General features: G+C 66.0%; 12 protein-coding genes. 2 read left to right on the top strand and 10 right to left on the bottom strand.

All coding sequences use genetic code 11. The features are described from left to right. The 10 genes from dhaM to lysS form a co-directional block, all read right to left on the bottom strand. On the bottom strand, window positions 1-684 hold the full coding sequence (dhaM, locus tag AC1DRE_RS05500) for a dihydroxyacetone kinase phosphoryl donor subunit DhaM (RefSeq protein ID WP_476983683.1): 684 nt from the start codon (window positions 682-684) through the stop codon (window positions 1-3). Then, window positions 681-1,313 carry a dihydroxyacetone kinase subunit DhaL gene (gene dhaL, locus AC1DRE_RS05505; RefSeq protein ID WP_476983684.1) on the bottom strand — a complete coding sequence of 211 codons (633 nt, stop codon included), beginning with the start codon at window positions 1,311-1,313 and terminating at the stop codon, window positions 681-683. Before dhaL ends, dhaM begins: the two co-directional genes overlap by 4 nt. A 2-nt stretch (window positions 1,314-1,315) precedes the next feature. Then, window positions 1,316-2,317 carry a dihydroxyacetone kinase subunit DhaK gene (dhaK, locus tag AC1DRE_RS05510; RefSeq protein WP_476983685.1) on the bottom strand — a complete coding sequence of 334 codons (1,002 nt, stop codon included), beginning with the start codon at window positions 2,315-2,317 and terminating at the stop codon, window positions 1,316-1,318. A gap of 176 nt (window positions 2,318-2,493) precedes the next feature. After that, window positions 2,494-2,658, bottom strand: a complete 165-nt coding sequence (locus AC1DRE_RS05515; RefSeq protein ID WP_476983686.1) for a hypothetical protein — start codon at window positions 2,656-2,658, stop codon at window positions 2,494-2,496. Between the two features lie 122 nt (window positions 2,659-2,780). Beyond that, on the bottom strand, window positions 2,781-3,290 hold the full coding sequence (locus AC1DRE_RS05520; protein WP_476983687.1) for an amino-acid N-acetyltransferase: 510 nt from the start codon (window positions 3,288-3,290) through the stop codon (window positions 2,781-2,783). Between the two features lie 28 nt (window positions 3,291-3,318). Continuing rightward, window positions 3,319-5,448 (bottom strand): S9 family peptidase, encoded by a 2,130-nt coding sequence (locus AC1DRE_RS05525; RefSeq protein ID WP_476983688.1) that lies wholly within the window; start codon window positions 5,446-5,448, stop codon window positions 3,319-3,321. A 177-nt stretch (window positions 5,449-5,625) separates the two neighbouring features. Continuing rightward, a complete protein-coding gene (locus tag AC1DRE_RS05530) occupies window positions 5,626-8,118 on the bottom strand; it encodes an ATP-dependent Clp protease ATP-binding subunit (protein WP_214951776.1) in 2,493 nt (830 codons plus the stop codon). A gap of 427 nt (window positions 8,119-8,545) precedes the next feature. Continuing rightward, entirely contained in the window at window positions 8,546-8,872 is a 327-nt protein-coding gene (locus AC1DRE_RS05535; RefSeq protein WP_104175619.1) for a histone-like nucleoid-structuring protein Lsr2, read from the bottom strand. 135 nt (window positions 8,873-9,007) lie between these two features. Then, complete coding sequence (locus AC1DRE_RS05540; RefSeq protein WP_476983689.1) at window positions 9,008-9,226, bottom strand: hypothetical protein; 219 nt, start codon at window positions 9,224-9,226, stop codon at window positions 9,008-9,010. Between the two features lie 2 nt (window positions 9,227-9,228). Further along, the gene (lysS, locus tag AC1DRE_RS05545) at window positions 9,229-10,758 is read right to left on the bottom strand and encodes a lysine--tRNA ligase (protein ID WP_476983690.1); all 1,530 of its coding nucleotides are present in this window, start codon (window positions 10,756-10,758) and stop codon (window positions 9,229-9,231) included. A gap of 171 nt (window positions 10,759-10,929) precedes the next feature. On the opposite strand from lysS, the gene AC1DRE_RS05550 reads away from it, so the two are divergent. Together AC1DRE_RS05550 and AC1DRE_RS05555 are read left to right on the top strand one after the other, a co-directional pair. Beyond that, window positions 10,930-11,907: an alpha/beta fold hydrolase gene (locus AC1DRE_RS05550; protein ID WP_476983691.1), complete on the top strand. Its 978-nt coding sequence runs from the start codon at window positions 10,930-10,932 to the stop codon at window positions 11,905-11,907. A gap of 26 nt (window positions 11,908-11,933) precedes the next feature. Beyond that, the gene (locus AC1DRE_RS05555) at window positions 11,934-12,788 is read left to right on the top strand and encodes an alpha/beta fold hydrolase (protein ID WP_476983885.1); all 855 of its coding nucleotides are present in this window, start codon (window positions 11,934-11,936) and stop codon (window positions 12,786-12,788) included. The last annotated feature ends 54 nt before the right edge of the window (window positions 12,789-12,842 follow it).

The following is a 12,842-nucleotide window of genomic DNA, read 5'->3' on the forward strand; positions in this document are numbered from 1 at the left end:
TCAGGGCTCCCCGAACCCTGCTTCCACCAGGCCTCCGACATACTTGACCGCCCTGGCTGCGTCCGACCCCCAGGCCTCGACATGGAGGACCGATCCCTGGCCCGCACCCAGCGTCATCAGGCCGGTCATGGAGGCCCCGTCCACGCCGTTGACTGTCACCTCCGCGTCCAAGCCGGCAAGTCCCCCCGCGATCTTCGCTGCGGGCCGGGCATGCATCCCGGCCTGGTTGACCAGCTCAAAATCGCCCGTGGCCGTCGGCGGCCCAAGCGTCGGCTCCTCGGCAGGAGTCCCGGGCGCCTGGGGTGCCGGAGCGCGGCGGACCGCCTCGGCCGCCTGCTTCACGCCCGCTGCGTCCGCCCCCGCCTGCGCCGCTACTGCTGCTGCCACGAGCCCCTCCACCAGCGGCGCATCAGCCAACAGGACCGCGTCGGGATCCGGGAGGAATTCCACAGCAGCCTCGGCCGTCATCACGGCAGAGCCGAGGTCCGTGAGCACCACGGTTCCGTCTTCGCCGGTGGCCTGTTCCAGCGCGGCCATGACCTTTTCCAGGCTGGTGCCGATCCGGCCGTCGTCGGTGCCGCCGGCGGGGAGGATTACGACGTCGGGCGCCATTTGGGCGGCCAGCTCCACCGCGCCGTCGGCGATCTTTTCGCTATGGGACACCACCACCAGGCGGACCGTCATTCGGCCGCCCCGGCCGCGGCGCGCAGGATGAGGGCGGTGGAGACAGCCCCTGGATCGCGGTGGCCGGCGCTGCGCTCCCCCAAGTAGCTGGCGCGCCCCTTGCGGGCGATGAGCGGATCGGTGGCCACGGCGCCCGCCTCCGCAGCTTCAGCCGCGGCAAGGAGGACCTTGCGGACATCGCCGTCCCCGGCAGCGGCGGCCGCAGCCGCAGCCTCGACGGCGGGGGTCCACGCGTCGACCATGGTTTTGTCGCCGGGCTCTGCCTTGCCGCGGGCCACCACGCCGTCACGGGCAGCCTGGATGGCAGCAGCCAGGGCCGCCGGATCGATGTCCGGCGCGTCGCCCAGCGATGTGGAGGCACGCAGGAAGGCCGTGCCGTAGAGGGGGCCGGCTGCTCCGCCCACCTTGGACATCAATGCCATGGCCGTGAGCTTCAGGGCCGCTCCCGGCGTGGCCGGCGGCGCCTCGGCGAGCTTGTCCATCACGGCCCTGAAGCCGCGGTCCATGTTTTCGCCGTGATCGGAATCCCCGATGGCACGGTCCAGTTCAATCAGCTCCACCCGGTGGTCGGCCATGGCCTCCGCGGACAGGGTGAGCCAGCGGACGGCCCAGTCAACGTCAAGCCCCACGGTCAGATGCCCCATCGCAGCGCGGCGGTGTGGACCGGGGCGTCCCAGAGGCTGGTAAGTTCGTCGTCGAGGCGCAGCACGGTGATGGAGCAGCCCTGCATCTCGAGTGAGGTGATGTAGTTGCCCACCAGGGACCGCTCCACCGTGACGCCCTTGTCGGCTAGCACCTGCGCTGCACGGCGGTACACGATGTACAGCTCGCTTTGCGGCGTCCCGCCCATGCCGTTGACGAACAACAGCACTTTGTCACCGGAGGCGATGCCGAGGTCGCTCAGGATGGGCTCAAGGAGGCGGTCGGTAATGGCGTCGGCATTTTCCATCGGGATCCGGTGCCGCCCGGGCTCACCGTGGATCCCGATGCCGATCTCGATTTCGTCCTCTTCCAGGTCAAAGCTGGGCACGCCCGCATGCGGGACCGTGCAGGCCGACAATGCCACGCCCATGCTGCGGACGTTCTGGTTCACGCGGTCTCCGATGGCAGCGACAGCGTCCAGGTCATCACCACGTTCCGCCGCGGCACCGGCGATCTTCTCCACGAGGACGGTGCCGCCCACACCCCTCCTGCCGGCCGTGTAGAGGGAGTCTTCCACGGCGACGTCGTCGTTGACCAGGACGGTCCGGACCTGGACGCCTTCGGCCTCCGCCATTTCGGCGGCCGTTTCGAAGTTGAGGACGTCCCCGGTGTAGTTCTTCACGATGTGCACGACGCCGGCGCCGGAGTTCACGGCGAGCGTCGCCGGAATGATCTGGTCAGGCGTGGGTGAGGTGAAGACGGCACCGGGCACCGCGGCGTCGAGCATCCCCAGTCCCACGAAGCCGCCGTGAAGCGGTTCGTGTCCGCTGCCGCCGCCGCTGACCAGGCCGACCTTCCCGGCCACCGGGGCGTCCTTGCGGGTGATGAATTTCGGCTCGGAACTGACGGTCACGAGGTCCGCATGGGCAAGGCCGAAGCCTTCCACGGACTCGTCCACTACAGCGCGGGGATCATTGATCAGCTTCTTCATTGGAGTACTCCCTGGAGTGTCCTGGCGGCTTTGTCTTGACCCTACTACCGCCGCCCCGGCAACGGTAGCGCCCTGTCGAATCGGCCGGTAACTGTCCTGCTGGCGAGGGCAAAGAAAAGGGACAGCCCCCAATTGACTGTCCCTTTCCCTTCCCAGCTTGTATCCGCCCGCCGGCCTCAGCGCTTCCCCCAGGAGGCCGGAAGGAAATCCGGCCACGCCGCGGCGCCTATGTGGAACGCCGACGCCTCGCGGGGCCGACTTAGCGGATCGCTTCGGTTGATCACCGAAGGCAGATCCATTTGAAACGCCGAAAAATCCGGAAAAATGGCGTGCTCGCGCATTTCTGTCCTTTGATGTGGTTCGGGATTCGGGTGCCATAAGCAAGCTCTTGTAATTTTATACATCGATTCGATATATGGGAAGAGCTAGAAGTCAGACATAATCCGGACGCGTCGGAAGGCCTCTAGAGGAACTTGATCATGCGGGTATTTCCCAGGGTGTTCGGCTTGACCCGGGCGAGGTCCAGGAACTCCGCCACGCCTTCGTCATGCGAACGCAGCAGCTCGGAATAGACCACGGGGTCCACTGCGGTCTGGTCGGCCATAACGTCGAAGCCGTGCTTCTTGAAGAAGTCCACCTCGAAGGTCAGGCAGAACACACGCGAGACGCCCAGCGCCCGGGCCTCCTCGAGGAGGCTTTCCACCAGCACGTGGCCCACGCCCTTGCCGCGCCACGCGTCCGAGGCAGCCAGGGTCCGCACCTCGGCCAGGTCCTCCCACATCACGTGCAGGGCGCCGCAGCCGATCACCTGGCCGTCGGCCGCCTCGGCGATCCTGAATTCCTGCAGGCTTTCGTAGTAGGCCACCGTCTCCTTGGCCATCAGGATCCTCTTGTCCGCCAGCGGAGCCACAAGCCCCTTGATGGCAGCTACGTCGCTGGTGCGGGCAGGGCGGATGCGGAAGGTCTCAGTCACAGCCCCAATCTTACGGCCGCCCTGCCGCCTAGAGCCCCAGGTCAGCGGGCAGGGGCACGTCCTGGTCCAGCACATTCTTCGCCAGGAAGTGCTCCACGACGCCGTACCAGACCTTGGCGTGCTGCGGCTGCAGGATCCAGTGGTTCTCGTCCGGGTAATAGAGGAACCGGTGGGGCGTCTGGCCGTTGCCATCGGCTGCCAGCTGGGATTTGGACAGCAGTTCGTACCAGAGCCGCAGGCCCTCGCCGATGGGCACGCGGTAGTCCTTGTCGCCGTGGATCACGAGCATGGGCGTGCTGATCTTCTCAACGTGCAGGTGGGGCGAGTTCGCCAGGGCCATCTCGGCCGTCATTTCCTTCAGCCAGTATTGTGACGCGTCGGTGGTGGGGCCGAACTGGTCAAGGGCCCACAGGCTGGCGTGCGTGACGATCGCGTCAAAGCGGTCCGTCTGGCCGGCCACCCAGTTGGCCATGTAGCCGCCGAAGGAGCCGCCCATGGCAGCAGTCCGGGACGCATCGATGTCCGGGCGTTCCACCACGGCATCCGTGATCTCCATGAGGTCCGTGTACGGCGCGCGGCCCCAGCCGCCCCAGCCGCGCTGGATGTAGGACTGGCCGTAACCGGTGGACAGCGCCGGATCCGGCAGGAGCACGGCGTAGCCCCTGGCCACCAGCAGCCACGGGTTCCAGCGCCACGTCCAGGCGTTCCACGAGCCAAGGGGCCCGCCGTGAATCCACAACAGCAGCGGCGCCGGATTCTGTGCGGAGGCTGCCTCCGGCAGGGCAAGGTACGCGGGAACCCGGGAGCCGTCGGCAGCGGCGGTCCCGATGCGCTCCAGCGATCCTTGGACGCGGGGGCGCTCGGCCGGAGCGGGCAGCCTGGTGGTTTCTCCGCTCGCCAGGTCGATCCGGACGGCTTCCGGCGGGAATTCGTAGGAGCTCCGCAGCGCGTAGGCGCTCAGCCCGTCCGGTGAAACCACGACGTCGGTGTAGGCCGCCGCGTCGCGCGTCACCCGGGTGACGTCCACGCGGCCGGCGCCAAACCCAATCCCCGCGGGACTGATCCGGAAAACCGGGGAGGCGCCGTCGTCGTCGGCGGTCACCAGGAGGGCGGAGCCGTCCGGCAACCACGCCGCTTTGATGGCCCAGCGGTCCCAGTCGTGGGCCAGCGGCCGCAGCCCGGCTTCCGGCTCCCCTTGGGAACCGACATCGAGCAGGTGGAGCTTGACCTGCGGAGCCTGGTGGGGAGTGGAGTCGGATTCGCTCATCACCACAAGCGTGCGGTTGTCAGGGCTCACCGGGCCCGCGAAGTAGCTCATGCCTTCATGGTCCAGCAGGACCTTGTGCGTTGCGGTGGCCACGTCGATTGCCACCAGGACGGACCGCGAGTCCGCCTTGGCGAGGGGCTTGTTGAAGCTTGTGTAGATGGTCTTGCCGTCGGGGCTGACCACGGAATCGGAGTCGCGCAAAAGGCCTGCCGCGTCCGGCGTCAGGTTGCGGAGCTTGAGCGGGGCGGCGGCATCAACCGTTGCCGGCTTGCCGGGTTCCTTCTCCTCCCCCGGCTCCACCGCGAAAATTCGCGGCTGGTCCGGGCCCAGGTCCGCATCCCAGTAGCGCACGGGGTAGCCGGTGTGGAGGATGGCGGATACCTTGTGGTCCTTGCGGCTCTTGCGCCGCTCCTCGTCCGCTTCCTCATCGGGTGAACCGGCAAGGATGGACGCCGTCACGAAGGTGGCGCCGGTATCCCTGGCCGACATCACGTGGCTGATCCCGCCGGCACGCGAGAGGACCACACGGGCTTCGCCGCCGTCGGCGGGCAACTGCCAGAGCGCGTTGACGGGGTCGCCCTCCGGGCTTTCGGGATCAGGGCGGGCCGACGTGAAGTAGAGGTCCCCATTGGAGGCAAATGCCGCACCGGCCTCGCCCTTGGAACTGCGCGTGATCCGGCGGGCGTGCTTCTCCCCCGCAGGGTCCAGCTCCCACAGGGCCGTCACGTACTCGGTCCCCTTGGCGTTGAGCGTGGAGACGGTGGTCACCAGGCGCTTTCCGTCAGGGCTCAGCGCAAGGCCGCTCACCCTCGGGATGGCGAGATAGTGGTCCACGTCGTGGAAGGGGGTCGCAGGTTGTTCGCTCAGGATCGCTGAGTCTTCAAAGGCCATGAAGAGATTCAACACCGGCTGTGCGCTGGATCACAGTAAGTTCACTACGGGTGAAAGGGTGCTTTCACCCTATGGCCAGTGTCGCCGGCGCCTTGCGGGAGGCGGGAGACGGACATCGGGAGGCAACGCAAAGGCCCCGCCGTCCCTTGCGGGATGGCGGGGCCGTTGACGTGGCACTTAGACGCTCGGGGCGATCTCCGGGATGCGCGGCTTGGCGTTGCCGGCGAATGTGAACTTGGCGTCGTCGCCTTCGCCGTCCACATCCACCACCACGATGTCGCCCGCGTGGATCTCTCCGAAGAGGATCTTCTCGGACAGCTGGTCCTCGATCTCGCGCTGGATGGTGCGGCGCAACGGCCGTGCACCCATGGCGGGATCGTAGCCACGGGTGGCCAGGAGCACCTTCGCCGCGGTGGTGAGCTCGATGCCCATGTCCTTGTCCTTGAGGCGCTTCTCCAGGCGGGCCACGAACATGTCCACGATCTCGATGATCTCGTCCTGGGTCAGCTGCGGGAACACCACAACGTCATCAACACGGTTCAGGAACTCGGGGCGGAAGTGCTGCTTGAGCTCCTCAGTGACCCGGGCGCGCATCCGGTTGTAGCCGGTCTGCGTGTCCGTGCCGGACTGGAAGCCTGTGGCAACGCTCTTGGAAATGTCCCGTGTTCCAAGGTTGGTGGTCATGATGATCACGGTGTTCTTGAAGTCCACCACCCGGCCCTGGGAGTCGGTCAGGCGGCCGTCTTCCAGGATCTGCAGCAGCGAGTTGAAGAGGTCCGCATGGGCCTTCTCCACCTCGTCGAACAGGACCACGGAGAACGGACGGCGGCGGACCTTTTCGGTCAGCTGGCCGCCTTCCTCGTAACCGACGTAGCCCGGAGGGGCACCGAAGAGCCGCGATACCGTGTGCTTCTCGGAGTACTCGGACATGTCCAGCGTGATGAGGGCATCCTCTTCACCGAACAGGAACTCCGCGAGGGCCTTGGCGAGTTCGGTCTTGCCGACGCCGGTGGGGCCGGCGAAGATGAACGAGCCACCCGGACGTTTGGGGTCCTTCAGGCCTGCACGGGTGCGGCGGATGGCCTGGGACAGGGACCTGATGGCCTCGTTCTGGCCGACGACGCGCTTGTGCAGTTCGTCTTCCATCTTCAGCAGGCGCGAGGATTCTTCCTCGGTCAGCTTGAAGACCGGAATGCCGGTGGAGTTCGCCAGCACCTCGGCGATGAGATCCTCATCCACCTCGGAGATGTCGTCCATGCCGCCGGTCTTCCAGTGGCGTTCCTTCTCTGCCCGCTCGGCAATGAGCTTCTGCTCCTTGTCGCGCAGCGAGGCGGCGCCTTCGAAGTCCTGCGCATCAATCGCGGACTCCTTCTCCATCTTGAGTTCGGCGATGCGCTCGTCCATGGCCTTCAGCTCCGGCGGAGCGGTCATGCGGCGGATGCGCAGGCGTGCGCCGGCTTCGTCGATGAGGTCGATGGCCTTGTCCGGCAGGAAGCGGTCCGAGATGTAGCGTTCGGAAAGGTTGGCTGCCGAGGCGAGGGCGCCGTCGGTGATGGTGACGCGGTGGTGCGCCTCGTAGCGGTCACGCAGGCCCTTGAGGATCTCGATCGCGTGCGCAACCGAAGGCTCCTTGACCTGGATCGGCTGGAAGCGGCGCTCCAGCGCGGCGTCCTTCTCGATGTGCTTGCGGTATTCGTCCAGCGTGGTGGCACCGATGGTCTGGAGCTCACCGCGGGCCAACATGGGCTTCAGGATGGAAGCTGCATCGATGGCGCCTTCGGCTGCACCGGCACCGACGAGGGTGTGGATTTCGTCGATGAACAGGATGATGTCGCCGCGGGTGCGGATTTCCTTGAGGACCTTCTTCAGGCGCTCTTCGAAGTCACCGCGGTAGCGGGAGCCTGCCACCAGGGACCCAAGGTCCAGCGTGTAGAGCTGCTTGTCCTTGATGGTCTCCGGGACGTCCCCGCGGACGATCGCCTGGGCGAGGCCCTCGACGACGGCGGTCTTGCCGACGCCGGGTTCGCCGATGAGGACGGGGTTGTTCTTGGTGCGCCGGGAAAGGACCTGCATGACGCGTTCCATTTCCTGTTCGCGCCCGATGACCGGGTCCAGCTTGTTCTCGCGCGCAGCCTGGGTGAGGTTGCGGCCGAACTGGTCCAGGACCACGGAGCCGGCAGGGGTTCCCTCCGGCTGGCCGGGTCCGACGCCTGCGCCGGTGGTCTCCTTGCCCTGGTAGCCAGAGAGGAGCTGGATCACCTGCTGGCGGACACGGTTGAGGTCGGCCCCGAGCTTCACGAGCACCTGGGCGGCAACGCCTTCACCCTCACGGATGAGGCCCAGCAGGATGTGCTCCGTGCCGATGTAGTTGTGGCCCAGCTGCAGCGCTTCGCGGAGCGAGAGCTCCAGCACCTTCTTGGCGCGCGGGGTGAAGGGGATGTGGCCGGACGGGGCTTGCTGGCCCTGGCCGATGATCTCCTGCACTTGCTCGCGTACGCCGTCGAGCGAAATGCTCAAGGACTCCAGAGCTTTGGCGGCAACGCCTTCACCCTCATGGATAAGACCCAAGAGGATGTGTTCGGTACCGATGTAATTGTGGTTCAGCATGCGTGCCTCTTCTTGGGCAAGCACAACTACGCGACGGGCACGGTCCGTAAATCGCTCAAACATTTCGCCACACTCCTAGCTACGACGTACTTTGATGCTACGTGGCAGACCCGGACTTGTGGAGCGTGTTCGCCACAGGGGAAACCCGGGACCCGGTTCCCGGGTTGACGACACGGGCTGATACCGCCCGCCGGAACTGCCGCCGCGTGTCCGATGACCGGCAAAACGGCCCCAATACCGCCGTCCGGCGAAGGCGCAACGGCGCACCGGAAACCCGGCAAACAATGACTTTGTTGCCCATACGGAATCCGTTCACCGGCGGGACTCCATTTGCGCTGCACTCATCCGGAACCTGCTCCGGGCCGCAATAACCTTGAATAACCGGGGCTCTTTACCACAACGCCCTCCCGCGGCCTGCCGGGTATTCAAATGAGCAATGCCCCCGCCGTTTGGCAGGGGCATTGCTTTTCCACGCAAAACTGCGGCAGTGCTAGGAATTTGCCTTCTGGTAGGCTTCCTGAATTTCAGCCTGGATACGGCCGCGGCTGTTAACCGCATAGCCATTCTCCCTGGCCCACTGACGAATCTGTGCAGAGTCCTGGTTCCGACCGCTTGAGACCTTTGTGCGGGTGGCGCGGCCGGTGGACGTCTTGCGGGCGCTTGAAACAAACCGCTCCACGGAGGAGCGTAGTTCTGCAGCATTGGCAGCAGACAGGTCAATTTCGTAACTGACGCCGTCCAGGCCAAATCGGACAGTTTCGTCCGCGGTTCCCCCATCCAGATCATCGACAAGGATGATTTTTACTTTCTGTGCCATAAAAATTCTCTCTTTTGGAAAGGACGGGTATGCAGAAAAGCAGGATGTATCAGATAAAGTATCTCTCCCTTTATGGCAACGCGTCAAAGCGGCAAAAGGTTCCTGTGAATGGTGGGCAGGAATTAGCCGGGAGTATTAGTTTGTGCTGTTGCCGATGCCGTCGCCGGGATTGGTTCCCGTATTCGGGGCACCATTCGTCTCCTGCTTTGATTCGGCGTCGCGGGCTTTTGCCTCGGCCTGGGCCTGTGCCTCAGCCTGGCGCTCCGATTTGTCCGCGTTGAAGATCGACTTCATGGCAAACCAGAACAGCAGCCCGACCACAAGGGAGGGCAGAAGGACGGCAACGTACTCCACGGTCAGTGTCCTTCAGGCTTCAGGAGCGGGAAGAGGATGGTTTCGCGGATGCCGGCGCCGGTAAAGAGCATCACCAGGCGGTCAATGCCCAGCCCGATGCCGCCCATGGGCGGGGCGCCGTACTCGAGGGCGCGGAGGAAGTCCTCGTCCAGCTGCATGGCCTCCACGTCACCGGCAGCGGCGTGCCTTGACTGCTCCGTGAGGCGTTCACGCTGGATGACAGGGTCGATGAGCTCCGAGAAGGCCGTGCCGCGTTCCATGCCGCCGATGATCAGGTCCCAGGCCTCGATCAGGCGGTCGTCCTCGCGGTGCTGGCGTGCAAGGGGCTGCGCGGACGGCGGGTAGTTGTAGACGAACGTGGGGTTCAGCAGCGTTGGTTCCACGATTTCACCGAACAGTTCAACTGCCAGCTTCTCGGCATCCCATTTGGGATCGACCTTGACGTCGTGCTTGGCCGCCACGGCCCGCAGTTCCTCCACGGTGGTGTCCGGCGTGATTTCCTGGCCCACGGCGTCGGACAGTCCGGGGTACACAGCCAGCCACGCCCACTCGCCGTCAAGGTTGATCTCCCCGGCTTCAGTCTGGATCGTGCGGCCCACACCGGCGGCATCGGCGGCGTCAAGGATGATCTCCTTGATGCGGTCCGCCATGACGAACTGGTCGGCCCAGGCCTCGTAGCATTCCAGCGTGGTGAATTCCGGGCTGTGCGTGGAGTCCACGCCCTCGTTGCGGAACACGCGGCCCATGTCGTAGACCCGGTCGATGCCGCCCACCACTGCGCGCTTGAGGTACAGCTCGGTGGCGATGCGCAGGGTCATCTTCTGATCGAAGGCGTTCATGTGGGTTTCGAACGGCCGGGCCAGGGCACCGCCGTGGACCAGCTGGAGCATCGGGGTTTCCACCTCGACGTAGTTGCGGCGGTGCAGGCTTTCCCGGATTGAGCGGGTGATCGCGGCGCGGGTGTAGACCATCTCGCGGGCCTCGTCGCGGACCATCAGGTCCACGTAACGCTGGCGGACGCGGGTTTCCTCGTTCAGGCCGGCGTGCAGCACAGGCAGCGGGCGGAGCGCCTTCGAGGCCATGGACCAGGAATCGGCCATCACGGACAGCTCGCCGCGGCGGGAGGAAATGACCTCACCCTGGATGAAGACGTGGTCGCCCAGGTCCACCAGGGCCTTCCATTCGGCCAGGGACTCCTCACCGACGTTGGCCAGGCTCAGCATGGCCTGGAGGCGGGTTCCCTTGCCGTCCGTGCCGCCTTCCTGGAGGGTGGCGAAGCAGAGTTTGCCGGTGTTGCGGATGAACACGATGCGGCCGCTGACGCCAACAGTGTCGCCGGTGGTCTCGTCGGCTTCGAGGTGGGCGTACTTTTCGCGGATCTCGCTCAGGGAATGCGTGCGCTCAACACCCACCGGGTACGCCTCGCCGCGTTCAATCAGCTTGGCGCGCTTCTCCATGCGGATGCGCATCTGCTCGCTGGCGTCCGCCGGTTCGGCAGCATTGGTCGGGGTGGGGGTGTTTTGGGAAGTCACAATCCCTAAGTTTACCGGGAGTTCAGCGGCATGTTTTTTCCTGCCGGCCATGACTCCCCTCACCCGGGAGTTTTTGTCCACATAATGCCCGCAACGGGCCCTTTTGGCTGCATTATCTGGACAAAAACTCCTAGCGGAGGCTGCTGCGGCGAGGGGAATAGACTCGGGGCTGTGGAGACTCGGACGATCAGGACGGACGACGGCGACGGTCACCTTGAGGTGCACTCGTTCATGCCCGTGGCGTCCCCCGCCTTGCCGGCAACCGGCCGCCCGGACAGCACCCTGGCTGGCGGCCCGGACGGTCACGCGGACGACGCGGGGCAACCCGGCGTCGTCGTCATTCACGGAACCCTGGTGACCGACGCGCTCTACCGCCCTTTCGCCATGAAGATTGCCCGCCTCCTGGGGCGGCCGGTCCATACCTACAACCGCCGCGGCCGCGGCGGTTCCGCCGGCCAGCGCGAGGACTACTCGGCGGCGACGGAGATCAGCGACCTCGCGGCCGTCATGCGGGCCACCGGTTCCGCGGACGTGGTGGCCCACAGCTACGGCGGTTTTGTGGCCCTGCAGGCAGCCCGGACCGAGCCCATCCGGCGGCTCGTGACCTACGACGCCGCGGTTTCCCTCTCCGGCAGCCTCGAACGCCGGTGGCGTCCGGAACTGGAGCATTCCATGGCCGCCGGCCAGCTCGACCATGCCTGGGCCCATCTGGTCCAGGGGCTGGAAACGGCGGGCCCGGTCTCCAAGCTCCCGCTCGGCGCCCTGCGCATGCTGAGCATCCTGTCCGCCCGGACGCGGCTCGGGGCGGAGATGCGGCAGCTGCTGCCCACCGCCGTCGCCGAGATGCGGGCCGTGCTCGAAGCCGACGCAGAGCTCGCCGACTTCGCCGCCGTCACCACACCCACCCTGATGCTCAGCGGCGGCTGGAGCCCGGCATACTTCGCCGAAACGGGCCGCCAGCTCGCCGCGGCGGTGCCGGCCATTGACTTCGCCCTGGTCCCCGGCCAGCTCCACGAGGGACCGCTCCGGCCCGGGAACCGGCTGGCCCTCACCACCGCAAGGTTCCTGGCCAACGACGTCGGCCTGCGGCTCCAGCGGATCCGCGCCGCCAGGCACCCGCTGGGCAGCCGCTTTAGGATTGGTCAGTGAAGGAAGCCTTCAAAGACAAGGGATCAGTGGAGCAGCAGTTCATTACCACGCACGACGGCGGCCGGCTGGCCTTGTACAGCTACGGCACCGTGGACGCCCCTGGCGAGCGGCGGGTCGTAGTGATCGGCGGAGCCTTCCTGACGGCGCTGATCTACCGGCCGTTTTCCGAGGCACTGTCCAAGGGCCTCGGCGAGGGCTGGGCCGTGGACGTCTATGACCGGCGCGGCCGCGGCGACTCCACGCCGCAACCGGCAGACTATTCGATGGCCACCGAAATTGCCGACGTCCGGGCCGTTATGGACGCCACCGGCGCGCGCAACCTCTTCGGCCACAGCCTGGGCGGTTCCGTGGCGCTGAATGCGGTCCAGGAGTTCGCCGGGACCGGACACCATCCGGACAAGCTCGCTGTCTACGACGCCGCTGTGAATATCGACGGCGAGGTGGACATGTCCTGGCTGGACAGTTTCGAACGCTCAGTCAACGCCGGAAACGTCCCGCACGCCCTGGCCAAGCTCAAGAAGGGCATGCAGCCCGGCTCGCCCCTGGCCAGGATTCCGGAACCGCTCCTGGCCGGCCTGATGGCGCTGGTGTCCCGGACCAGGGTGAACCGGGTGTTCAAGGAGCTCATGCCCAGCGGCGTGGGCGAGCTCAAGGCGGTGTTCGATGAGGACGACCACGTCCGGGACTTTTCCGTCCTGCCGCCGAACACCAGGTTCATGGTGGGCGCCAAAAGCCCGAGCTACTACAAGGCGACGGCCGAACAGCTGCACCGGGCCGTACCCGGCAGCGAGCTTCAGGTCTCGCCCAAGTGCGTCCACGCCTCCATCCCCGCAGCCGTCAAAGAGCTGGTGGAGGACATCTCCGCGTACTTCAAGAGCTGACATGGTGATGCCGGTCCCAAGCTGCTGTGCGGTTCCTGCCGCCCCGGGTAGGCT

It is taken from the genome of Arthrobacter sp. P4_H3 (assembly GCF_056400885.1).